The sequence below is a fragment of the Algorimicrobium echini genome (assembly GCF_900115185.1).
Taxonomy (GTDB): domain Bacteria; phylum Bacteroidota; class Bacteroidia; order Flavobacteriales; family Flavobacteriaceae; genus Algorimicrobium; species Algorimicrobium echini.
Genome location: NZ_FOVN01000003.1, coordinates 167,075 through 191,996, shown reverse-complemented (window position 1 = coordinate 191,996; position 24,922 = coordinate 167,075). Strand labels below are relative to the sequence as shown.

The window sequence follows — 24,922 nt, the reverse complement described above, 5'->3', positions numbered from 1 at the left end:
ATGTTATGGTCAGCACTTGTTTTAGGATTACTAGGTAGTTTTCACTGCGTTGGTATGTGTGGTCCTATAGCTTTTATGCTGCCTGTTGACCGTAGTAATTCCACCCGAAAAATAACCCAAATCACTCTGTATCATGTAGGTAGAATTCTTGCTTACAGTCTCATTGGTCTTGTTTTTGGACTAATTGGAAAAAGCTTATATATCTTTGGACTTCAACAACAACTCTCAATTATAATTGGTGTATTAATGATCGTTGCTATACTTATTCCCTACAAAACATTTAATAAGTATAATTTTTCTAAACCGCTTCATAAGGTTATTTCTAAAATTAAATCTGGTTTGGGCGCAGCCCTTAAAAAGAAAACAGCTGATACTTTTTTAACCATTGGTTTTCTAAATGGATTTTTACCTTGTGGATTGGTATATATGGCTGTTTTTGGTTCTTTAGCTAGTGCAAATGCGTTTCAAGGCGCACTTTATATGTCTTTATTTGGATTGGGTACTATTCCTTTAATGACGACTGCTATTTATTTAGGAAAGTTTCTAAATGCTACCATAAAACAACGCATCCAAAAAGCCATTCCTATTTTTGTTGTCATTATTGGATTATTATTTATTCTTCGTGGTTTGGGTCTCGGTATCCCTTACCTCTCTCCTGCTCCAATTGTAGAAACAGTTTCAAATGAAATAGACTGTCATTAACTACCTATTAGCTTGTTAAGTTTTACTAAAATTTTAAACTTAAATAGGCGCCATTAAGGCAAACAAACCACTATCATACAACAACATGTAACAGATTAATAGTATTAAAAGAGTTTGGGTATCAATAAAACCATAACTATAATGAAACTCCCAAATTTTAACCTGACTTGCTCTTATAAAAAAAGCTTCCAATATAACTTGAAAGCTTTCTCAATACAATTAGTCTTTATAAATATTTAAAATACATAAGAAACATTTATATAAAAGTTTCGACCTTGACGTGGAATATTATTCCAGTCTGCATAGGTAGAATAGTTGGCATCTAAAATATTCTCAACACCATATTTAAAAACCATTTTGTTGTTTTTTAAATAAAGAATATTTCCTAAATTCAAGTTTAAAACAGCATAAGCTGAAGTCTTATCTTCACCATAAAAACTACTGTAACGACTTTGGTTTCCGTTACCTTCTAACTGCAATGCTACGTTAAATTTGTTGGTATTATAAGCCACTTCCGCCAAGTAAGAAAACGGTCTGATTAGCGGTAGATTTTCACCATTACTTCCAGAGCCATAATTATATCCAACAGTTGCATTAGCTGATAGTTTTTCAGTTAAATCATAGCTCATATTTAAAAACACATCAAAAATAGACGCGTTATCTAATGCATTATAAATACGAACACCATTGGCACCAATAGTCATGGCACTTAAATTTGGATCTATTTCGCCAATAATATAATCCATGATGTAAAAATAAGAAGCCTCTATACCCACTTTAAAACGATTTTTATAATAGTTTGCTTTTGCGTTAACTTCTACAGATTTTTCGTTATTTAAAGTTGGATTTCCAATGTAATCATAATTATCAAAACTGTTAAATAGAAAAAAACCATAGCCTTCACTTACTGATGGCGCACGCTCTCCGTAACCTAACCCAAAGGAGGCATCGTAGGTTTTAGTTTGCAATTGATAATCAGCAGCCACACTCATTAAAAACCGATTTTTACTATCGGTTAGTTCTGGATAAAAAATTTGTAAACTTTCTAACCCAACTTGTTCGGCAATGGTATTATTATGAAAACCAAATCTAGCTGAAGCTGTTAGTGTTTCTTTATCACTTAGGGAGATAGCATCTTTGGCAAAAATTCCTGAATATAAGGTTCTAATATCTGGCCACGTATACATAAACATAGCTGGTTGATTAGAATCGTTTGGGTACATGGTCATTTCAGCAACAGAACGATTATAAAATCCGTTCAAATTAATTAAGATATCGTGCTTTTCATCTTTAAAGCCTACTTTACTATAAAAACCATAAGTATCACTCCATCCTGGCATATCCATACGAATAGGCACATCAGGACGTTTAGAATCGTCCATAATATGCGTAATGGTATTAAAATATAATTTAGATTCCCATGATTTTACAAATGTAGTATCATTTTTATACGTATGGGTTAACGATGCAATTAACGCTTCGGCTAATGATACGTCCATTGGTAACGCAGGATACCCAACATCCGTTGCTTTATCATAAATTAAGTTGGCATCTATTGCATGTTTCTCGTTTAATTTATAACCTCCTTGAAGAGATACATTGTATTTTTCAAATTGCGAATATAAAACCTCTTCATTATTTCCAGCATCGTAATTATCTGATTTTCTATAAATACCATCAGCGTTTAAATAAAATTTATTACCTGAATATTCTAAATCCAGTCCTGCTGTTCGGTAATTTCCGTTAGTTTCATAGCCTAAATCTGCACTAGATTTAAAACCAAAATCGTAAAATTTAGATTGTGGTAATTGTAAATCGATACCACCACCTACACAATGACCATTTTCTGCACCTTCCTGACCAGAACCTATATTTACTTTTTCTAAATTAGAAACATCAACATAAGAGGTTATTGGGTCCATTTTATCTGTACAAGCTCCAAATATTTGCATGCCATCGATAGTAACATTCAAACGCTCGCTAGTCATGTTGTTCATGGTTGGTTCCCAGGCATAATTTCCACGCTTTATCATGGTGATTTTATTGGATTTCTCTAAATAATCATCCACACTAGACAACGTTTTTTCTTGTCTGTAATTACTTAATTTGCGCTGTCCAATTACTATTACTTCTTGGAGTTGCGTGGTGTCTTTTTCAACTATAGCCTCTGGTTCTTGTGCATACACAGCCGCACTGAACAACAAGCCTATGCAGTATATTACATACTTTTTCATAGCTTAATAGTGTTTTGAGTAACCTATAGATAGTTAACTAAACAGTTACCACCTATAGGTTTTAATAAGTTCTGAATTAAAATTCAAGCTCTAAATAAAGGCTACTTTGAATGTTGTCCTCTGTAACAGCTTCACCTTTAAGAATATCGCCTTCCGTATTCATTAGTTTTAAATTTAACACCCAATACCCTGTCATGGTCAATGTTAAATTTGCATGATACATATTATCGGCAGAATTATAGGTTAAATTGGTATTGTTTGGTGAACTGTGATTACCCATTCCAGGCATTCTTGGATCTAATGACAATGTAAAATCCTGAACTACAGGAAAAGACATCATGCTTTCCATTTCATAAACACCAACCACCAATTCGTTGTTTCCAATAATTGGGTTTTTTGGTTCTATCATGGCAACAACATATCGTTTGTTATCACTTCCCATAAAACTAGAGACGTTTTGATCATCATTTTGCATGACTGTAATAGCTGCCGTCGATGAATAATCCATATCATTAATAGTGTAATTCACCGTTAACGACCAGCCTGTACCATCTTCAAAAGCCATTTGGTATATTATGTTACCTGAATATACGGTATCTTTTCCTGGTTCTTTTATTGGATTGGTGTTTGGACAGGAATGTTGCATAGTAGGCATTTGCATTACAGGCATCCAGCTTACAGAGGCATTTTCTATGTAAGTATCTGTTGTATTATCTTTAATTCTAATACTAATAGCGTTGTAGCCTGTATAAAAACGGCCAGAAGCTGTATACAATTCTATAGTATGGTCATTATTTGTTATCTCTTGAACCTTGTTTAAACCTTCTACTTCGTTGACAATGGGTGCTTCGTAATTACTATCATCTTCGGAGCAAGCTACTGTAAATAAAGCAATTAGCAGCGCTAGTAATATATATTTTAGTTTCATTTTTTGTTTTTTTAAATTTTAGAATAGGCACAACTATTACTGTAACAATCTGTTATTAAAACTGTGTTACGTATTATAATTTGTGCTGAAATTAGGCTATAAAAAAGCAACTCTACATTCTTTTTGAGTGTAGAAATGGAAAAAAACAATATGTTTTTTAAACGAAAAACTAACTAAAATCTGGAGGAGGTGTTTCCACGGATAACGACTGATTGTCGAGCCTTGGTGTATAAGAATATATGGAAATAGCTGTACGATTTACAGGCTCTAATAATTCTGCAATAGTATTAATTTCTGAAACAAAGAACACATCTAATGACTGGCGTTTTACCGTATTTTGAAGAGGAGATTTCCCATTAGTTCCGGTTTCGTTTTTGGCTAATTGCGTTTTTAAATGACATTTACCATTACAACCTTGCTGATCATCTTTTTGAATACAAAGCGTTTTAGCAATAAAATCTTGGTTTAAAACAAAATCACTAACAATAACCAATGAATTGATGTTATGGGCTAACACAATTAAAGTTAGCACGTACGCGGTTATAATATGTGATAATCTCTTTATCATGATACAAATTTAATAAATCACCTGTAACTTAAACATGATATAAATCACTTTTAATTATAAATTAAAATGTTTAAAATAAGCTTGAATTAAATCTTCTAAATTCGTTACAGCCTTTTTACATGAAATTAGATTGTTACTTTCCCGCAGCACACTTATTTCGTCTAACATGGGAACTAAAACAACATGTAATTGATCATGCGGATTTCCAGTCATGGTACAATTTTTAATGATATAACTAGTTTGTTTGGAAAGTTTTAAACCCAATTCTTGATAGTTTTCAGACCTTCTGGAATTGAACTGTTTGATGTGTGCATTCATATTTTTAACACCTTCATGTGTTTCTGCATTAACCAACCATTTTTCGTCATTATTTAAGGTTAATTGCAAGGTGTCTGAAATAGATGTTTTTTGATCTTCTGAAGCACTATTAGTTGCTCTAGATTCATTTTTACAAGTTAAAAACAGTACTGATAATACAGAAAGCGCGAATACAATGGGTTTCATAATTAAAAATCTTTTTTCTTTGACTTTTTAGCAATACGTAAAACAGGTAGAGCTACCCAAACTATTAGCATAGTAAACGAAACTATTAATCCGAAATTAGTGCCAAAAAATTGCTTAAAAACAGCTCCTGTATAACCTAATAAAGCAGAAATATCAAGCTTTAACAAGATGAGTGTACGCGACAAATCGACAGGATTTAAAACCGTTCCGATGAGCGATAATTTATCAAGTGGATAATCTTCGAAAAACAATAAAGACATTAAAAATAACCCATCGTAAATAACAGCCAAAAACAACCACATTAAAATTGCATAACCAAATCCTTTTATTTTGTTTTCATTAGATAAAGCTATATTGAAAGCTAAAGCTGTAAAAATAAGTGTAAGAAACACACCTGTAATTAATAACAAACTAAAATCCCAAATAGCATTGGACATAAATAATCCGTAAAAAACAAACGGAATCCCTAAACCTAAAATCAAACTCATAGACAATGAAATAGCAACACCTAAATACTGACCCAAGAATATGGATGAGCGTTTTAAAGGTTGTGCTAAAAGCAGTTCTGTAAACTCTTTAGAATTATAATAATACATAACCCCAAAAATAGTTCCAATAAGTGGCACTAAAATGATGATGACATTCATGAGTGTAATGACTGCTTTTGAAAGGTCATTATTAAGGAATAACAAAACAATTCCTAACAATAAGTAAAAAGCAAAGTACACGTAACTCCAACGGCTACGCATAAGATCGAAAAAACTATATTTTAATATTTTAAACATGATTTGTAGTTAAAATGGATGCAATGGCGTGTTCTAAATCTGGTTGATTGGTTTGTGTTTTAAGGGCAGGAATGGTGCCTTTAAAATAAATTTTCCCTTCTAATAGGAAAACAATTTCATCAGAAATTTCTTCCACAAAACTCATAATATGTGATGTAATTAAAACCGTTTTACCTTTTGCTTTTTCGGCTTTAATTAAGTCTTTTAATCTGATAAGCGCAATAGGATCTAAACCTGTTGTGGGCTCATCTAAAATAACTAAAGGACTGTCAAACATAAAGGTTAGTAAAATATTCACTTTTTGTTTGGTTCCACCAGACAGCTGTCCAAGTTTTTTATCAATAAACGGCTCTAATTTAAATAGTTCTATTAAAGACGCTTCATTGGTAGAATTTCCACGTAAGTCTTTAATCATGGTAATAAGCTCCTTTACTTTTAAGTTACTTGGAAAATTAGCTATTTGTGGTAAATAGTCTATTTGTTTTCTATAATTAGAATCCTTTTTTATGGATTTTCCATGAATAGAAATAGTTCCTTTATCTGGAATTACCATACCTAGAATAGACTTTATCAGTGTGGTTTTACCAGAGCCGTTTGGCCCTAATACGGCAAAAATACCACCTTCACCAATTTCTAAATCAAGTCCAGTTAAAACTTTGTTTTTACCGAATTTTTTATGCAGATCTTGAACACTTACCATGTTATTCTTTTAATTTTAGGGTTATTATCCAGTAAATTATCTGGTGTAAATACAGGCGATACTTTTTCAGAAAAATCAATAATATCAATAAACAAACTTCGTAATAAAATAATTGTTTCAGGCGTTCTATTCACAATGTATGAAAAGAGTTTTACGGGTCTGTAAGGCACATCGCCAAAGCCATTTTTATCTAAATCATAACCCGTATATTCACTCCAGTAATTACCATCAAATTCATTATCATTCACCTTACTATTATAAGCCATATCAAAAGAATTATACAAAAAATTATTTCCTGTAAAAGTATTGGTATAGCAAGCACCTAGCACTTTGATAGCCCAACCATTATTGATAAAGTTATTATGTATGTATTTAATGCGGTTGGAGCCTTCAGTATTAATACCTATAGTATTTTCTTCAAAGGTATTGTACATTATTTCAGCATCGTTTATTTCCTTTAGTAATAAACCATAAGACGCTGTTCCCCAATTTTCCCTAAAAATATTATTATACATTTTTATTTTTTTAGAAAACATAACCGCTACTCCTGCACCGTTTTTTTCGAATAAGTTATCCTGATAAATATCATCGTTAGAAAACATAAAATGCAAGCCGTAACGCACATTATGAGAACTAACATTGTTTTTAATGATACAGTTATCTGAAAATTCTAAATAAATGCCGTCTCGAACCCGTTGAACAAAATTATGTTCAATTTCTATATTATTACTGTACCAAAGCTGAATACCGTTACCCGAGTTATATTCTTCTTCGGCATCACCAATTATTTTGTTATGAAATACCTTACCATTATTAGATTTTTCAACATAAATACCAAAAAATAGTTTTTCTAAAACTAGATTTTTTATAACAAAATTCTCAACGCGTTTTAAGCGAATAGCTGCATAATCAGATGTGTAACTGGTTCCCACATTTTTAATAAAAAGACCGTCAACCGTGACACTATCTGCTGTTATTGTAATGATTTCGCCTTTCATTTCACCATCAATAACCGGATAGTCCTTACCAATTATGGTTAACGGTTTATTAACGAGTACATCTATTTCTTTGTATGTACCTTTTTCAATTATAATCGTATCATGTTCTTGAGCGGCATTAATTCCTCCTTGAAGCGTTTTAATATCGCAGGTTTTACAGACACGTATATTTTGAGAAAAAAGCGTGTTTGACAGAACTATTATGAGTATAGCCGAAAGTATATGGTGCTTTTTTAATGGCATCACAATTGTTTTTAGTGTTTAAATGAATTAAGAATTACTCTTGCAAATGGCGCAATAAAGCATCCCATGTATAGATATCACCACCTTGTTCTGATTGAACAGTTTCAGCTTCTTGCTTATTTTTAAAAGCTGTTAAAAAAGCACCCATTGGGCTTGGAATATTTTTGCTTATCAAAAATGTGGCCTGGGTAGCGTCAATTAACGTTTCAGGTTCGTTATAGTGATTGGTTAAGTATAATTGAATGTCCGCCTTATTAAATTCATCCATAAAATTAACCATACATTCTGAAGCATCAAACTTATAAACTTTAGCTTTTTGAGTTACAATTTCCGCTGCATGTACTTTATCTACAATGGTCATTTTGCAGTAATGACAAGCATCTTGACCGTAATTGATTGGATCTGACTTTACCGTACATGATGTACTGGCAAAACCCAGAAGGAGTATTAAAATAAAATGTTTCATTAGTGTTTAGTGTTTTAGTGTTTTTATTGTTGTAGGCTACTGTGTTGTTTTTTTTAGTGCTATTTTTCTACCTAACCAGAAAGCAACAAGTGTTAGTGACATACCAACAAACATTAAATAGCCGCCAATATGAGGCCAAGAATCTACATCAAAATTCAATAATTTTTGATACCCAATTAATGGTGGTTTATAGGACATTGGTGTGCCATCTGGATTTGTAACCTTAATAATAGCATGTGGATCTAGGTTGCTACCGTAATCTATTAACCAATTATTAAAATCGTACATACCAAGTACTCCCAATATAGACATTAATAGAAACCAACCCAAGAAAAATTTGTAGCTTACTTTTTCTAAAAAACCAAGTAAACCAATAATAACACCAAGAATTACCATACCTAAAATAACTTTAGGAAATACTGAAAACTCCCACATATCTTCAGGTTTTGGAATGGTTTTCATACCAATATAGTGGTTTAAACCATCTATATTTTGAAGATCATATTCCGTGATACCCTTAATACCGTTTATATAAATATCCATGCCTAATGGCTCTGGATATTGTGGAGCACCAAGCATGATATTCCAAAGCGGAAATTTAAAAAGTCCTAATAACAATAACGATCCAATTATCATTATAATGCCAGCCTTTTTCATAATTCTAATGTTTTAATATAACTATTCAGTTAAAGAAAGTGTTTTAAAAAAGAAAGGCGAGAGCGAAACATCAACTCTCGCCTTATTAGGAAAATAAACACTAAAACAAAATTCTCCTATTCTTTGCGTTATTATTCACCTAGAGACCAAGACAATTCTATATTAGAATCGGCTGGAGATACACGAATATATCCTTGCATTTCTTGGTGTAAGGCAGAACAGAAATCTGTACAATAAAATGGCCATACACCTACTTTTTTAGGTTCCCATGTTAAGGTTCTTGTTTGGCCTGGCATAATTAACAATTCAGCATTATTAGCACCTATCATTGCAAATCCATGAGGAACATCAAAATCTTGCTCTAAATTGGTTATATGGAAAAATACTTTGTCACCTACTTTAACACCTTCAATATTATCAGGTGAGAAGTGACTACGAATCATAGTCATGTACACATGAACATTTTTACCATCACGTACAACCTTGGTATCAGCATCACTCAATGCTTTTCTAGGGTGTTGATTTTCCGTTAACTTAAAGAATTTCTCTGATTTATCTTTAATAATTTCTGCAGGAATAGATGCGGCATAATGTGGTTCACCATGTGTAGGGAAATCATATAAAAGTTCCATTTTATCACCTGAAATATCATATAATTGTGCTGAATGCTCCATTTCTGGACCAGTTGGTAAATAACGGTCTTTTGTAATTTTATTCATGGCAAACATATATTTACCAAATGGTTTTCTGGAGTTTCCACCAGGAATTGTTAAGTGACCAACAGAATAATAAGTTGGTTTTCTATCCAACACCTCCCAAGTTCCTAATTTCCATTTTACAACTTCAGAAGAGATAAAGAAAGTTGTGTAGGCATTTCCTTGACCATCAAATTCTGTATGTAGAGGGCCTAAACCTGGCTGTTCTACTGAACCAGCTAACACATCTTCAAAGTTTAAAACAGGTATACCATATGCATCACCATCAAACTTTTTGTTTTCTATAGCATCAAGCATTTTTGTAAACGAGTGAACGGTTAAGTTTGCTGATAATTTACCGTTACCAACAATGTACTCACCTGAAGGATCTACGTCACAACCATGAGGGGATTTTGGTGTCGGTAATAAATAAACAGCACCAGGAACATCGGCAGGATTAACCACACGAACTTCTTTTTTCATAGTTGATGTAGCAGTATGTGTTTCATCGCTGTGTATATTGTGTGCATACTCTGTTGGCATCATGGTTCCACCACCATTATTTACATACTCTTCAATTTTTTTCCAGTTAATAGCTGCAATAAAATCTTTATCGTTTTGAGATGCATTTACTTCTAACAAACTATTTGCTTCTTCCGTGTTATAGGTAGTAAAGAAGAACCATCCGTGAGATTTTCCACGTCCTGGGTGCGATAAATCGTAATTAAAACCAGGCATAAGCACTTGGAATTTAATATCCATATGTCCATGTTCTGGATCAACGGTTATAAAAGTTAAAGCTCCTTTAAAGTTCCCTTTGTAGTCTTTTATAGACATATCTCTTTGTGGTACTGGAACTGAAAAACGTGTTCCTGCAACCACATATTCGGTGTTTTCAGTAATAAAAGATGAACTGTGGTTACCTGCACTGTTTGGAACCTCAATTATTTCTTCCGTTTCAAATGTTTTTAAGCTAATTCTAGCAATACGTGGTGTATTGTTACCATTAATAAAAATCCAACGACCATCTAACTCACCATTTGTTTGCGAAATATCTGGATGGTGTGCATCATCCCACGGTACAAAACCATAAGATGTTTCTAACATTGGCTTGGTTTCTTCAGAGTATCCATAGCCATTAGTTGGAAATTGAGAAAATACTGGAATTTCCTTAAACATACGACCAGAAGGCAACCCATAAACGGTTAAATTTCCGCTGTAACCACCTGACATAAATGCATAATGTGAATCATGCTCACCAGGTGCAACATATACTTTTTCGGCTGCACTAGAACCTAATGCACCCTTATCTGATGTTTGCGTTGAATTGTTGCAACTTGTAAAGGCAAGTGCCGCAACCATCAATCCCATTGATATTTTAAATCTGTTTTTCATTATTTATTTAGTTTTAAGTGTTTTCTAATTATTCTGTTGGTGGTAAAAGCACTTTGTCAATTACATGCACAATACCATTACCTGCTGAAATGCTAGCTATAATTTTTGCACCACCAATCATCGGTTCACCATCAACAACCTCAACGGCTACGTATTGATTATTTGCTTGTCCTAATTTTTTAAACTTGGTTAAAAAATCTTTGCTATAATTACCAGGTGTTACATGATACTTTAAAATATTTGCTAAAGCATTTTTGTTTTCTGGTTTCAACAAATCCTCAACAGTACCTTCTGGTAAAGCTGCAAACGCTTCGTTTGTTGGTGCAAAAACCATTAAAGGTCCTGCATTAACTAGCGCATTTTCTAATTGAGCGGCTTGAACTGCTGCCACTAAAGTTGTATGGTCTGCAGACCCAATAGCAATATCCAATACCGTTGGTGCACTTCCATCGTCTTCTATAAAAGCTTGACCTGTACGCTCTGTTGTTTCAGTTGCCTGTGTTTCAGGAGCTGATTGTGATGGTTCTGATTTTTCATTTTTACAACCTATAAAAAGAGATAGGCATAAAGCAGAAAAAAGTAATTTCTTGATTAGTTTCATAATGGGTTTATTTTAAAGTTCTGAAATATTCTAAAACGGCTCTTGCTTCTTCTTCTGTGAGATTTTGATTAGCCATTGGAGACCCATTAAATTCCATTAACAATTCTTTTGCTAACGGATCTTCTTTCACCATTTTTTCTGGAGCTAAAATCATGTTCATTACCCATTCTGGTGTTCTACGCTCCAAAATACCTGTTGGTGCTGGTCCAATAAATTTCTTGTCCACTCTATGGCAAGCAGTACACATTTTTTTGTAGATTTCTGAACCTTGGTCTGCCATGGCTTGATTTATCTCGGCATCCAATGTTACAGAAGTAATTGGCCCAACGCCTTTGTTAGTTAAATCAACTTTTTTTGAGGCAGGCACCGCTTCTTCTTTTTTAGTTGTAGTTTCTGTTTTTGGTGTTTTCTTTTCATAAGAGAAAGATTCTTTCTTCTTCTCTTCTTTTCCGCCACAACCTATTAAAGCAATTGCGAATAATACCGTCATTAATTTTAGTGATGTTCTCATAGTATATTTAAATTTATGCATCAAAAATATCAATAAAGACTTGCTTAAAATATGACAATTATCATATTTCGGATATTTTTATCTTATTTATTTTTTCATGCGGTTAACACCTTAATTTACAAATAAAAAAAAGAGGCAACCCCTAAAGGCTGACTCTTTTCACATACTAATAAAAATTACTACTAAAAACTATGAAAATTAAATTTTAAATGTCATGACTGGTAGGGTTGAATGATTAGCGACATCCTCGGAAATACTTCCTTCAAAAAAATGGGCAATACCTTTTCTTCCATGCGTTGCCACAGCAACCAAATCTGCACCAATAAGATTTGCGAAATTTGAAATTCCTTGTTCTACTGTATAATCACTAACATAGGTTACTTTTGAAAGGCTCTCCAGATTACCTTCCGCTTTTTTAAGGAAGGTAACTACCTTACCTTCCATTTCTGCTGTACTTTTAAAGCTTTCTCCTGGTAAATTAACATAAACCAAATTCATATTGGCTTGTAGGGTGTTACACATGTCTTTAGCTTTTAGGTATGCAGACACAGCATCATCAGAAAAATCGGATGCAAAGACTATGGTTTCAAACTCGGTTAAAATTGGGTTATGTTTTATAACTAGAACTGGAATATCTGAATAGCGTACAACCTTTTCTGTGTTTGATCCAACAAAGTATTCTTTAATACCACTGCTACCTTGAGATCCCATAACTACCAAATCTGCTTGGTTTTCTTTAGCGACTTCATTAACTTCACTAAATACCTTAAAATGCTTTACAATAGGCGTTACTTTAATGTTGTCTAAATACGCTTTATCTAAAAACTCGTTAAAGCGTTTTTCGGCTAATTTCATAAAAAATAATGATTCCATTTGACTGTCAGAACCTTTGGTTAAAATAGCTTCAGATAATTCAAGCATGTGTAAAGCTAAAATTTCAGCATGATTCTTTTTCGCCAAAATGGCTGCAGTTTCTAATGCATATTCAGAATATTCAGAGAAATCTATGGGTACAATTATTTTTTTCATGATATTAAAATTTAAATTAAAACGACAAGCTACCGATTGAACGTTTTTTTGGATTGATTATTAATTCTATATTTTTTCTTAAATGGTCATTGAAAACAATTGTGCTTCTGGTTTTTTTCGTTGAAGCAACAAATCAAAAGCCATGCATACATTTCTAACATATGGCCTGCCGTTTTCAGTAACTGTAATTGCATGTGTATTTATTTGTATTAAGCCATCTTTTTCTAATTCTTTTAATTGAATTAAGACATCTGGCAATTCTTTAAAATAATTGGTATTCAAACTCCAGCTCGTTTCAAAGTGGCACATAAGATTTAAAATATGACGTCTAATAATTAAATCTTCAGCATTTAAAATATGACCTCTAAAAACTGGAATCTCATTAGCATCTAAACGCTTATAATAGTCTTCAATTTTCTTTTCATTCTGCGCAAAACCGTACCAACTATCACTTATAGCAGAAACACCCAAACCAACCATTATTTGGGTTTTACTAGCTGTATAACCCATAAAATTTCGATGTAAATTTTTAGTCTCTGTAGCGAGGTATAAACTATCGGTTTTTAGAGCGAAATGATCCATACCTATTTCAACATATCCACAGGCATCCAATTGCTCTTTCCCTAATTCATATTGTTTGCGTTTGCTTTCAGCTGAAGGCAAATCGGTATCTTTAAAACCACGTTGCCCATTACCTTTTATCCATGGTACATGAGCATAACTATAAAATGCAATGCGGTCTGGCATTAATTGTTTGGTTTTTTTTATAGTTTCTGCTACATGTTCTTCCGTTTGAAATGGTAAACCAAAAATAATATCATGACTAATGGATGAGTATCCTATTTCGCGTGCTTCTTCGGTTACACGTTTTACATTTTCAAACGGCTGAATTCTATGAATAGCCTTTTGTACAGTTTCATTATAATCCTGAACACCAAAACTAACACGACGAAACCCTAAATTATAGAGGGTTTCCAAATGTGCTTTGGTGGTATTATTTGGGTGGCCTTCAAAACTAAATTCATAATTTTCAGCCTTTTCAGCTATTGAGAAAATGCCATTAATTAAACGTTCCAAATTTTTAGGTGAAAAAAAAGTAGGTGTCCCGCCTCCTAAATGCAATTCTTTAATGTAAGGAGTATGTCCTAATTCTTGCACGTATAATTGCCATTCTTTTAACACATATTTAATGTAAGGCGATTCTACTTCGTGCCGTGTTGTAATCCGTTTGTTGCAACCACAAAAGGTACATAAGCTTTCACAAAACGGTAAATGAATGTATAAACTAATACCTTCATTATCATTACTCTCATTAAAAGATTTCTGTAAGCTTGTTTTCCATTTAGCAATTGAAAATGTATTGTCATCCCAATACGGAACGGTTGGATAGCTGGTGTACCTAGGACCAGCTACATTATATTTGTTTACTAATAATTTTGTCATACCTAACTAATTATGAGGCAAAACTAGCGTCTTTTTAGAATAAAAAATATGATAATTATCATACAATATGCTTCAACATTTTATTTTATGTGAAAAAATATGTAACTTTCGGATAAACACAAAAACAAACAAATCCAATGAAAAAATTAAGCCTTTTAGCGCTTGTAACTACTTTAGCTATAGCTACAAGTTGTAAAAATGATAAAAAAGAAAATACCGAAATGGAAACTACAGAAACCGAAATGGTTACTGAAGAAACTCCTATGGAAGATGAACCTATGGCAATCAAAAAAGTAACCGCAGATTTAAATTCCAAGAGTGGTAGTAATGTGTCAGGTAGTGTAGTTTTTAATGAAGAAAATGGTTCTGTAACGATGACAGCTGTTATGAGTGGTTTAGAGCCAGGTATGCACGCCATCCATCTTCATGAAACGGCTGATTGCTCATCAGATGATGGTACCTCATCAGGTGGTCACTGGAATCCTACAGGTGAACCTCATGGAAAATGGGGAGACGTTAAAGGATATCACAAAGGTGATATTGGTAATTTTGTAGCCGAAGAAAACGGAAATGGCACCATTACCTTTACTACAGACCAATGGTGTATTGGTTGTGGCGATCCTGCAAAAGATATTATTGGCAAAGCCGTAATTGTACATAAAGGACAAGACGACTTTACATCACAACCTTCTGGAGACGCAGGTGCACGTGTAAGTTGTGCAGGTGTTATTGAGTAAATTTCTAGTAAAAAATAATTATAAAAAAAGCTGCATATCGCAGCTTTTTTTATTGCCATATATTTCCTACTTTGTACACTTAATATAAACTATATGCAATTAGAAACATTGGTTTCACAATTTCAAAATAAAAACGAGAAAGCGTTTGAAACCCTTTACAATATGTATAGCGAAAGTATGCATGGTGTTATTTATAATATTGTTCGTGATAACGATTTAGCAGAAGAAGTCATGCAAGATGTTTTTATAAAAGCTTGGCATAAATCAGACTCCTATTCTGCCAAAAAAGGCCGTTTCTTTACATGGATACTCAATATAGCTCGAAATGCTGCCATAGACAAAACACGATCTAAAACCTTTAAGAATTCAAAAAAAAACCTACAAGCGGATTTTTTCGTAGATATATTAGAAAACAATGAAAGCTTAAACGAACAGACAAATGCCATAGGTATAAAAGGTTTTGTTGATAAGTTAGCCAAAAAATGTATAGAAGTTATTGAGTTGCTATATTTTAAAGGATATACCCAAAAAGAAGCTTCCGAAACTTTAGAAATGCCAATTGGCACTATTAAAACAAGAAATAGAAACTGTATAAATGAGCTCCGAATCATGCTCGACGTTAAATAATGACAAATCAAGAATACATAGAATCTGGAATTTTAGAGCTTTACATAGCTGGTAGTCTTACCGAAGAAGAAAATGAAGCGATTTATAATCAACTTCTTGAAAATCCGGATTTATTAGACGAAGTTTTAAAGATTGAAGCTGCTATTATGCAGTTAACAGCTGCCGCTTCTCCTCAAAATTCTAAATTTATATTTAAAGCCGTTAGGGAAAAGTTAGGCCTTGACGAGAATAATGAACCCAAAGTAATTCCTATACAACAAAAACCAATAATAAACTGGATTACATACTCTGGCTGGGCAGCATCAGTATTACTTGTTATAGGTTTAATGTATTTATTTAATCAGAATAGCGCTTTGAAATCGGATATTCAAGTGGTTGAAACTGAATTACAAGAACAAACCATTGATAATACCTTATTAGAAGAACGCATTTCTGAAACCACAGCCAATCTTACGGAAGTTCAAAAATTGCTTTCAGTACTTCGGGATAAAGATATTCTGACAGTACCACTTGCTGGTCAAGCTGTTTCGCCAGAATCCTATGCCAACGTATATTGGGATAAAGGTGCCAATACCGTATATTTAGATGTGCAAGGTTTACCAGAACCTCCTGCTGGTAAGGTGTATCAAGTATGGTCCTTAACATTAAACCCGCTTTCTCCTACCAGTTTAGGTACTATTGATGAATTCAATACTAATGCCAACAAAATATTTACTATTGAAAATGCCAATGAATCTGAAGCTTTTGGAATTACATTAGAGCCTGCAGGCGGTAGTGCTTCTCCAACTATGGAACAACTATACACTCTTGGTGCCGTTAAAACTAATTCTTAAAACACATAATTAACTGACTTTTACGTTTAAATGTTTATTTTTGTTTATTCCACATAAACACTAATAAAAAATATGCTTATTAAAAACTATGCTACTTTATTTTTGTTAGTATGTTTAATATTCAATTGTAATAATACTACAAATGAAAAAGTTGAAAAGACAAAAGCTAGGAAGGTCACTGAAATTTCTTCCGATACGTTAGCAAAACATATAAAACCATTTAACAGTAATTTACCTACTATTGGTTTACTTATGTATTCTGGTGTTTTACAAAGTGAAGTGATTGCGGCATCTGACGTATTTTCAAAAGCAAGTGAATCAGGAAAACAACTTTTTAATGTCATTACCATTGCAGAAACCAACCAAGCCATAACGACCGAAGAAGGGATGCATTTTGTACCAGATTATACATTTAAAAACTGTCCGAAATTAGATGTTCTTTTTGTTCCAAGCGCTTACGATATGTATGCGCAAGTTCACAACAAAAACATAATAGAATTCATAAAAGAAAAAAATCAGGAAACCCTTTATACAGTCAGTAATTGTGCTGGTGCCCGATTAATAGGTGAATCTGGCATTGCAGATGGCCACAAGATAGTTACCTGGATTGGTGGTGGTGAACAACTTCAAAAAGATTATCCAAACTTAAAAGTTCAAGACGATGCAACTATTACTTTTGTTGAAGATGGAAAATTCAGTTCTTCTAATGGGAATTTAGCCAGTTATATTTCAGCATTGAATTTGTTAGAAAAAATGACCCATGTGGAACACAGAAAATTTGTTGAATCCTACCTTTACTTAAACCGGTTACAAACTTGGAAATTTACAAATTAATGCATCAAAAATTATTTTCAATTTTTATTATAATTATAGTATTCTCGTGTAGTAAAGATGACGATTCCGTTGGTAATATAAAACCTGTTGAAACGAGTTTTATATCGGCAGTAGATATTTCAAGCTACCCAGAAATATCTGAAACCAACCCTATTTTTTATGATTTTAATGGAAATCCAGTAGATTTTCTTGATATTCTAAAAAACAATGGCGTGAATACCATACGCCTGCGTTTGTGGGTAAACCCGAGTACTAATCATTCCAGTTTAAATGAAGTCAAACAGTTCTCAGAAACTCTAAAAGCTAGAGGTTTTAAAACATGGATAGCGGTTCATTATTCGGATACTTGGGCAGACCCAGGGCAGCAAATAATACCGGTGGCTTGGCAAAGCTTATCTATTACAGAATTACATACCACTGTTTATAATTATACTGAACAGGTTGCCAACGAATTAAAACCCGATTACATCCAAATTGGAAATGAAATTAATTCAGGTTTACTCCACCCGTTTGGAAACATATCGACAAACATAAATCAGTTTAAAACACTAACATCTACAGCAATTGAAGCCGTGAGAACACATTCCAACCAAACACAAATTATGCTTCATGTTGCTGGTATTGAAAATGCGGATTGGTTTTTTAATCAAGTTTCAGATTTAGATTATGATATTATTGGGCTATCCTACTACCCTATTTGGCATGGAAAATCGCTGACTAACTTAAGGAACGCTATGACTCGTTTGAGTACACAACACAATAAACATATTGTTATTGCGGAAACAGCATACCCATTTACCTTGGAATACAACGATTTTACAAATAATATAGTTGGTTTAGAAAATCAGCTTATTTTACCAGAATTTCCAGCTTCGCCACTAGGACAAGAACAGTTTATATACGCAATTAAAAACCTAGTTTTAGATACAGAAAAAGGTTTAGGCTTTTGTTACTGGGGAACCGAACTCATAGCTTGGAAAGGGCCAGAATCAACTAATGGTTCACCATGGGAAAATCAAGCACTATTTAATTTTAATAATGAAGCACTGCCAGTTATAAAGGCGTTTCAAATAGATTAATTTTTTTATAATGAAGCGGCTTATTTTATAAAAAAAAGCGCCTGTTAAAAACAGACGCTCACAAACTAACAAAAACACTAATCAAACCACTATAAAAAAAGCAGTTTACCAGTTATCTTTATCAACAACAAACACTTAAAACTTATAGCTTACAATACCTTTTATAAAAAAAGGTGTTCCAGGCGTAAAATGAATTTCTTCAACTGGATCAATCTCATTCTGTAATCTTGATTCAGTAGCGAATTGCGTTTCATTCCATTCAGTATCAAATACGTTTTCAATAGCAACACCTACACTAAAATTTTTATTAAAGGCGTAGTTCATATTTAAATCTGTAACAAAATAACCTTCGGCAATAATAGAATTATCTTCGTTTGCAGGTCTATCATCAATATAGCGATATCTAATTCCTGCGGAGAAACCATTTAAATCATTAACAGATAATCCTCCCGTTAATGTAAAATCGGGTGCTAAAGGAATATAATCAAATCCATCAGGTTCTTCAACACTTCTAGCGTGTGTAATTGTTGCGTCTGTATCAAAATACAACCAATCGGTAAATTGGTAACGCAACCCTAAATCTACGCCATATCGCTCTGATTGTCCACTTGGTTCTACAATACCTGCATCACCAACATAAACAAATTCTTGCTCTAAAAACAAATACCACAGTGCGGTATTTACTACCATTTTAGGAAAAGGCTTCCAAATAGCTCCTAAATCTACGCCATATGCTTTTGGCAAAATATCTTCACCGCTTTGTGCTACAACGACTCGTGTATCATTAGAGTGAAACCCAATACCAGATTTTAAAAACCATTGTAAATTGTTATTCTGATTGTAGAAGAAATTTAGCTTCGGGCTTACCGTTGTTTTTGTTTCAGACAATGTTTCATAGTCTGTAACTAAAGCATCATTATACATAAACTTGAAATAATCCAAACGCAAGGCTGGAGCTATAATAAATTTGTTCAATTTAAATTCGGCATTTACAAAACCAAACATATTGGTTTCGTTTACATTTCCTAGTGCTAAATTATCTAATGTTTCACTTCTGTTTAGCGTGTGAGACAATTCCACATCATTAACTTGGTCATAACGCAGTCCAAAACCAGATGTGATTTTGGTTTCTACAGAACCAACTTTGGTATCTTTAATAAAAGCTTTGTTGAAACCAAAAATATCGCGATTCTCGTATTGTTTTATCTGATCACCATTAATAGGATCTTCTAAAAAGAAAGTGAAATTAGAATACAATTCAAAAGCATATTTTGTGTAAAACACATTGGCTTTAAATTGTAAATCATCTTTTAAAATGGCATCATAAGCCACGTTTACATTACTTCTTGAGGTATTTCCGCCTTCTGTATCATCAATAGCACCAAAACGAGAAATTAAACCGCTATCCACAGCACGTTGCGGAATTTGTCCTGAAGCATCCCAACGACTTGTAAAATGCGACACTGTTAGAGATAGTTTATCATTCCCTTTTAAATAAGTACTGAACTTCCCAAATAGATTGAGTCTGTTGAAATTTTGTGGCGATTCAAAAGGACCATCAAATTCAATATATTCTAATGCCACATAAGCATTAGAGCGTTTATTGTTTTTAAGTAAATCAAACATTCCTAAAGTTCGTAAGGAATTAAATTGCCCATAGCTCAAGCTTATTTCGCTTCCGTTTAACTGATCTTTGGTATTAAAATCCACATAACCAGCTGTTGCAAAATCGCCTTTGTTAGCATAGTAAGGCCCTTTACCAAAATTGATGTTATTTATAGTTTCTGGAATTAGAAAATGCAAATCACTATAACCTTGACCATGCGCATGTGACACCATATTTACCGGCATACCATCTACAGATAAACTAATATCAGTTCCGTGATCTATATCAAAACCACGCAAAAATATCTGCTCGGCTTTTCCTCCACCTGCATGCTGACCGATAATGAGTCCTGGTACTTTACGCAATATTTCTTGTGATGAGTTTACGGGATTCGTTTCCAAATCTACTCTAGAAATACTGTTCATGGCATTTACTTGTTCAGTAATTACCAATTCATTCAAGAGAACCGTTTTACTATTTAAAGTAACTTGAAGTCCATTTTGAAAGTATTCATTAACAACCACCACTGTTCTTTTTTCATAACCTAATAAGCCGAGACTTAAAGAATCGCCTATTTGATTGTTTTCAATTATAAAAGATCCATTTGATAATGAATGTGCATGACTTGTTGAGTTAATGTTATAGATATAGGCATTTTCAATAGGCTTGCCTTCCTCATCAGATACTGTTCCTTTTATTGTCTGAGCCTGTACTAATTGACTTACAATTAGAAAAAATATAAATTTAAATGTGTTTTTAGTTTTCATAGTTTGGTTTATGGTGGTGATTAAATATGAGAAATCTTCTGTGCTAAAACAGGGCCTAATTCAAAAGAACTAGCTAGTAATTCCGGTTTTAGTTTATTGGCTTTTTCGGTTAAGCCATTTGCCTTGTAAATAGAGGCTAAATGGTACATAACAAGCGGCTCAAAAGTATTACCAATAACAAATTCTTCCATTATACTTAACGCTTTTTTAACATTTCCTTTTTTATAATAACTCCACGCTAACAAATCGTAAGATTGGGCTGTTGGTCTATTTTGAATTTCTTTTTTAGCCAATAGCAAAGCGTCATCTTGCTTGTTTTCTGTATCTAAAAAAAGCTCCACGTTATAAACATTGTACATATCACCATAAGATTCGTTGGAAACCAGTTCTAAATACCTATTAATATGTGCTTCTTTAGCTTGTTCATTTTTCATGAATTCTGCAATTTCAGCCTTTAGTAAATACAAGTCTGGAACTTGGTATTTATCTGTTATAGAATTTAAAATACGTGTCGCTTCGTTTGGATTCTTTTCGTAAGAATACACAATCCAAGCAATTCCTTTTTTAGCATAGGCGTCATTAGGATTAATGGCTAATGCTTTCAAATAATAATTATAAGACTGCTCTATATTTCCAGCATGTCCATAAAAATCTGCCAAGTTGGTATAAGCCCACTCTTTAGAACTATTTATATTAGAGTTTTCAGCAATAGTGGTTGCTTGTTCCATATATTTAATAGCTGCATCTAAATTTCCTTGATGATCACTCCATTTTGAAAGGCGAATTAAATAATCAAAATCACTTAAGTTTTTAATGCGTTCCAGATATGTTTTAGCCAAAACAACGTCACCCAATTCTAATTCAACATCAAAGAGCATTTTGTAGGTCGCCTCAATATTTTCGCCATTAGATTTGGCTTTTTCAAGTAACGCTTTAGCGTCACGAAAGCGGTGTTGCGAAATATAATTTCTTGATAACGCCCTTAAATAGCCAACATGATTATATTTAGTACGTTCATTTACTACTAATAAGTTTTTTTCAGCAGCTTTTAAGTGACTAACCTTTCCTGTAATTTTAAATAATCGGGAATGAGACGCTGCAATTTTAGCTACATAAGGATATTGCGAAGGTTCTTTTTCTAGCTTTTTTTCCCAAAATTGAAGATCCGTTTCAGCTTGTTGCAACGCTTCATTCGCGACTAATTCTAAATAATTATTATAATCTGATTTGTCAGTTATTGCTGTTGGTTGGTTTTCGCAACCCGTTATAATTAGCATGCAAACCAATAATCCGATAGCGTGTTTTAAAGTTTTCATGTGTTTTTGTTTTTGTTTGTTTGTTTGTTTGTATTAAAAAAATCAGAGCATGCCCTCACATGCTCTGATTTGGAATTCCTACCAAGCGCTTGCTAAATATGGAAATTCAGATAAAAAATCTTTGTCATTACTATCTACATTATCATTAGATAATCCAGGGAATTCTGGAGCAGTTAATCCTGTTTCGCCTCCAAAAATTAAGATTAGCTCTACGGTAATAACATCATCTGTTAAATTACGACCTGTAAGTACATTTGTTCCATCGAAAAAGGTTGTTGGTCCATCCAAAGAAACCGTTAGGACATCAGTAGCTAATAAGCCTGTAAATTGTTCAGAAGTTAAACCTAAAGCATTCTCATCTCCTGGGTTAGCGTACGCTGGACTCAAGCCTTCTAAATTTGCCTGAAACATACTTTGAAATGCCCCATTTTGTTGCGATGGAATAGTTTTGTTAAACATATTTTTACTATCACCTGATACAAAAACAGTATTAACAGCTGGTCTACCCATTTGATCTTCTTGAGTATACAATCCAGAGAAATCTGGCCCAGTAGGTCCACCTTGTGTTGGTGTAAAATCATCATCGTTTGAACAGCTTAACGTTAAAGCTGAAATAGCGACAATACTTAATATATATTTTAAATTTTTCATAATATCTGTGTTTTAAATTTGTTAGTTATTTACTTATTGCTTGCGTTTTGATTCAACCCACGTATTAATAGTTCCTGAACTACCAACTAGGTTTTTAGGCACTTCAACAACTACAGATAATACATTTGTTTCTGCAAACGTATCAGATCCTGGATTAGCAAACGCTGTTTCATTTCCAGCTATAATATCACCATAGCGTGCAAAATCCATAAAGAATGGATCGTCCCTTGGGCCTGCAAAAAACTTCATCTGATTAGCTTCTTCAATAACAGCAGATTGTCCATATGTAGAAATATCTACACTTCCACTAGCATTTCCAGTTAGTATGGAACTATTTAAACCTGTTACTGATGGTGCTGTTGGTCCAAAAAAGTACATTTTTCCATCTCGAGGAATTGCTTGAATAACTAAATCTTCAATCTTGTCATCATTTGTATCAATATTAAATTCAATAAGCACATTTTCATCAAATGCGGCATTGCCAGTATTGGCAGGGCTTATTAAACCTTGAACATTAGCTACAAACACGAGATTATCTGTGTCTTGCCCTTGAAAGGCGTAAAAATCGGTAATATCACTTGTACCACCTGATACTGCTGGTGCATCGATATGATCGGCTGCTACCAAAAAGAAACCTGCTACGACTGCAACACCGATTCCTAAATAAATTTTCATGTTTTTCATAATTTTGAGTTTTTGTTAATTAATAATTGACTCTCAAACATACCTACGCAATAACTTTAAAGTCGGTTTTGTTAAAATTTTGTTAACGTGATTTAATATGCTCATTTTGGATTAATAATTTATCTTTACACTCTTAAAAAAAGTAAACATGAACCCATCAGCACATGGCTGGATTAATAAACTATTATTCGTAGAAAATTTTAGCACAAGCCTTTCTACGATTGCTACGGACGATTTTTATAAAGAACTACGACGAAATGGTTTTATTTATGGAAGTAACGTAAGTGTTTTTAAAGATTACGTTGTTAATACAGATTTTACTAGTGAAGAAATATGTAAAGTAAATTTAATTACAGCATTTAACTACATTCATAGCACAACCATTACTTCCAGTAGTTTTGTTGATAGTATCATTGACTTTTACACACATATAAATGCCTACAAGGCTTCCTTTTTCTCTGAATTACTTGGTGGCAAAAAAAATGTATCTACTCTAGAAAAAATACTCCATAAACGCGTTCAGATTGATGACAACCTTATAGAAAGAAGCTTTAATTATTTTATTACAAATGCGCTATTATTCACAGATATTTTAGCCTATAAAATGTATTTAAAAACAGAACAGATTTCAGAGGTTTATTTGAAAAATCTAGAAGCAGCTATAGAGACGGTTGTGATACAAACCTTAAATTCAAAAATTCTGAAAAGTGATTATGATGAAAGTCTCATAGATTTATTTGAGCAATCCCGACGATATCATGACACAAAAAAAATGGCTTATAATGAAGCCCTTAGTTATATTACTGAACCACTAGAAAAATTTTATTTATTAGACATTGCCTGTATGGCAGCTTGGGGTGACACCATTATTGATAAAAAGGAATATGATTTTCTAAATAAATTATCGGAAGATTTAGATTTAGAAGTCACTAACACTGACGAAGCCACAAGCGCCATTAATGTGTTTTACAAAAAACATAAAAACAAAATAGCGTTATTAAGTTCAAAAAATGTGGTAAAAACGTTTTACAACAATTCTAGTGAAATGGTCACTAAACTTATTTCTCGTAACAGTAAGCGATTGGTGAAAGAGCTTCAAGAGAGTAAGGACTTAATGAAACTTTTAACCCAATCTACCATAAGGGAATTAAACGAAGACGAACAAAAACGGGTAAACAATCAGTTGCTAGATGTTTTTAAATCCATACCAAGCTTGGCTATCTTTTTATTACCAGGAGGCGCATTGTTGTTGCCAATTGTTATTAAGTTTATCCCTAAATTACTGCCCTCTGCTTTTGATGATAATCGGGTTGACAATTAATTTAAATC

Annotated in this window: 25 protein-coding genes; 7 read left to right on the top strand and 18 right to left on the bottom strand. The window is 33.1% G+C overall.

What is annotated here, in order from left to right; translation table 11 throughout:
* Positions 1-702, top strand: a complete 702-nt coding sequence (locus tag BM239_RS09630; RefSeq protein ID WP_092207996.1) for a sulfite exporter TauE/SafE family protein — start codon at positions 1-3, stop codon at positions 700-702.
* 236 nt (positions 703-938) lie between these two features.
* Here BM239_RS09630 and BM239_RS09625 read toward each other — a convergent pair whose 3' ends face one another.
* The 14 genes from BM239_RS09625 to hemN all read right to left on the bottom strand — a co-directional run bounded on the left by BM239_RS09625 (position 939) and on the right by hemN (position 14,459).
* Positions 939-2,936 carry a TonB-dependent receptor plug domain-containing protein gene (locus BM239_RS09625; protein ID WP_092207994.1) on the bottom strand — a complete coding sequence of 666 codons (1,998 nt, stop codon included), beginning with the start codon at positions 2,934-2,936 and terminating at the stop codon, positions 939-941.
* 76 nt (positions 2,937-3,012) lie between these two features.
* Positions 3,013-3,864 (bottom strand): hypothetical protein, encoded by an 852-nt coding sequence (locus tag BM239_RS09620; protein WP_092207992.1) that lies wholly within the window; start codon positions 3,862-3,864, stop codon positions 3,013-3,015.
* A 169-nt stretch (positions 3,865-4,033) separates the two neighbouring features.
* Positions 4,034-4,432 (bottom strand): hypothetical protein, encoded by a 399-nt coding sequence (locus BM239_RS09615; RefSeq protein WP_092207990.1) that lies wholly within the window; start codon positions 4,430-4,432, stop codon positions 4,034-4,036.
* A 54-nt stretch (positions 4,433-4,486) separates the two neighbouring features.
* Entirely contained in the window at positions 4,487-4,936 is a 450-nt protein-coding gene (locus BM239_RS09610) for a hypothetical protein (RefSeq protein ID WP_092207988.1), read from the bottom strand.
* Positions 4,937-4,938: 2 nt separating this feature from the next.
* On the bottom strand, positions 4,939-5,721 hold the full coding sequence (locus tag BM239_RS09605; protein WP_092207986.1) for an ABC transporter permease: 783 nt from the start codon (positions 5,719-5,721) through the stop codon (positions 4,939-4,941).
* Complete coding sequence (locus BM239_RS09600) at positions 5,714-6,421, bottom strand: ABC transporter ATP-binding protein (RefSeq protein ID WP_092207984.1); 708 nt, start codon at positions 6,419-6,421, stop codon at positions 5,714-5,716. The genes BM239_RS09605 and BM239_RS09600 overlap by 8 nt, the downstream gene beginning before the upstream one ends.
* Entirely contained in the window at positions 6,415-7,662 is a 1,248-nt protein-coding gene (locus BM239_RS09595) for a nitrous oxide reductase family maturation protein NosD (RefSeq protein ID WP_092207982.1), read from the bottom strand. The genes BM239_RS09600 and BM239_RS09595 overlap by 7 nt, the downstream gene beginning before the upstream one ends.
* 34 nt (positions 7,663-7,696) lie before the next feature.
* A complete protein-coding gene (locus BM239_RS09590) occupies positions 7,697-8,128 on the bottom strand; it encodes a nitrous oxide reductase accessory protein NosL (RefSeq protein ID WP_092207980.1) in 432 nt (143 codons plus the stop codon).
* A 36-nt stretch (positions 8,129-8,164) separates the two neighbouring features.
* A complete protein-coding gene (locus BM239_RS09585; protein WP_092207978.1) occupies positions 8,165-8,785 on the bottom strand; it encodes a hypothetical protein in 621 nt (206 codons plus the stop codon).
* Positions 8,786-8,916: 131 nt separating this feature from the next.
* On the bottom strand, positions 8,917-10,875 hold the full coding sequence (gene nosZ, locus BM239_RS09580; RefSeq protein WP_092207976.1) for a Sec-dependent nitrous-oxide reductase: 1,959 nt from the start codon (positions 10,873-10,875) through the stop codon (positions 8,917-8,919).
* 28 nt (positions 10,876-10,903) lie between these two features.
* Positions 10,904-11,476: a fasciclin domain-containing protein gene (locus BM239_RS09575; RefSeq protein ID WP_092207974.1), complete on the bottom strand. Its 573-nt coding sequence runs from the start codon at positions 11,474-11,476 to the stop codon at positions 10,904-10,906.
* A gap of 7 nt (positions 11,477-11,483) precedes the next feature.
* Positions 11,484-11,987 carry a c-type cytochrome gene (locus BM239_RS09570; protein WP_092207972.1) on the bottom strand — a complete coding sequence of 168 codons (504 nt, stop codon included), beginning with the start codon at positions 11,985-11,987 and terminating at the stop codon, positions 11,484-11,486.
* Between the two features lie 198 nt (positions 11,988-12,185).
* The gene (locus BM239_RS09565; protein WP_092207970.1) at positions 12,186-13,016 is read right to left on the bottom strand and encodes a universal stress protein; all 831 of its coding nucleotides are present in this window, start codon (positions 13,014-13,016) and stop codon (positions 12,186-12,188) included.
* Between the two features lie 78 nt (positions 13,017-13,094).
* Positions 13,095-14,459: an oxygen-independent coproporphyrinogen III oxidase gene (hemN, locus tag BM239_RS09560; RefSeq protein ID WP_092207968.1), complete on the bottom strand. Its 1,365-nt coding sequence runs from the start codon at positions 14,457-14,459 to the stop codon at positions 13,095-13,097.
* 137 nt (positions 14,460-14,596) lie between these two features.
* Here hemN and BM239_RS09555 point away from each other — a divergent pair, with 137 nt between their 5' ends.
* The 5 genes from BM239_RS09555 to BM239_RS09535 all read left to right on the top strand — a co-directional run bounded on the left by BM239_RS09555 (position 14,597) and on the right by BM239_RS09535 (position 18,569).
* On the top strand, positions 14,597-15,196 hold the full coding sequence (locus tag BM239_RS09555) for a superoxide dismutase family protein (RefSeq protein ID WP_092207966.1): 600 nt from the start codon (positions 14,597-14,599) through the stop codon (positions 15,194-15,196).
* Positions 15,197-15,289: 93 nt separating this feature from the next.
* The gene (locus BM239_RS09550) at positions 15,290-15,823 is read left to right on the top strand and encodes an RNA polymerase sigma factor (RefSeq protein ID WP_092207964.1); all 534 of its coding nucleotides are present in this window, start codon (positions 15,290-15,292) and stop codon (positions 15,821-15,823) included.
* Positions 15,823-16,656 carry an anti-sigma factor gene (locus BM239_RS09545; protein ID WP_092207962.1) on the top strand — a complete coding sequence of 278 codons (834 nt, stop codon included), beginning with the start codon at positions 15,823-15,825 and terminating at the stop codon, positions 16,654-16,656. The genes BM239_RS09550 and BM239_RS09545 overlap by 1 nt, the downstream gene beginning before the upstream one ends.
* Before the next feature lie 72 nt (positions 16,657-16,728).
* The gene (locus tag BM239_RS09540; RefSeq protein WP_092207960.1) at positions 16,729-17,490 is read left to right on the top strand and encodes a DJ-1/PfpI family protein; all 762 of its coding nucleotides are present in this window, start codon (positions 16,729-16,731) and stop codon (positions 17,488-17,490) included.
* Entirely contained in the window at positions 17,490-18,569 is a 1,080-nt protein-coding gene (locus BM239_RS09535) for a glycoside hydrolase family 53 protein (RefSeq protein ID WP_092208180.1), read from the top strand. The genes BM239_RS09540 and BM239_RS09535 overlap by 1 nt, the downstream gene beginning before the upstream one ends.
* Positions 18,570-18,704: 135 nt before the next feature.
* Here BM239_RS09535 and BM239_RS09530 read toward each other — a convergent pair whose 3' ends face one another.
* From BM239_RS09530 to BM239_RS09515, 4 genes are all read right to left on the bottom strand, one after another.
* Positions 18,705-20,942, bottom strand: coding sequence for a TonB-dependent receptor (locus tag BM239_RS09530; RefSeq protein ID WP_092207958.1), 2,238 nt, complete (start codon positions 20,940-20,942; stop codon positions 18,705-18,707).
* A gap of 20 nt (positions 20,943-20,962) precedes the next feature.
* A complete protein-coding gene (locus BM239_RS09525; protein WP_245758222.1) occupies positions 20,963-22,258 on the bottom strand; it encodes a tetratricopeptide repeat protein in 1,296 nt (431 codons plus the stop codon).
* A gap of 78 nt (positions 22,259-22,336) precedes the next feature.
* Entirely contained in the window at positions 22,337-22,909 is a 573-nt protein-coding gene (locus BM239_RS09520) for a DUF4331 family protein (RefSeq protein WP_092207956.1), read from the bottom strand.
* A 33-nt stretch (positions 22,910-22,942) separates the two neighbouring features.
* Positions 22,943-23,593 carry a DUF4331 family protein gene (locus BM239_RS09515; protein WP_092207954.1) on the bottom strand — a complete coding sequence of 217 codons (651 nt, stop codon included), beginning with the start codon at positions 23,591-23,593 and terminating at the stop codon, positions 22,943-22,945.
* A 148-nt stretch (positions 23,594-23,741) separates the two neighbouring features.
* On the opposite strand from BM239_RS09515, the gene BM239_RS09510 reads away from it, so the two are divergent.
* The gene (locus tag BM239_RS09510; protein ID WP_092207952.1) at positions 23,742-24,914 is read left to right on the top strand and encodes an LETM1-related biofilm-associated protein; all 1,173 of its coding nucleotides are present in this window, start codon (positions 23,742-23,744) and stop codon (positions 24,912-24,914) included.
* Positions 24,915-24,922: the final 8 nt, after the last annotated feature.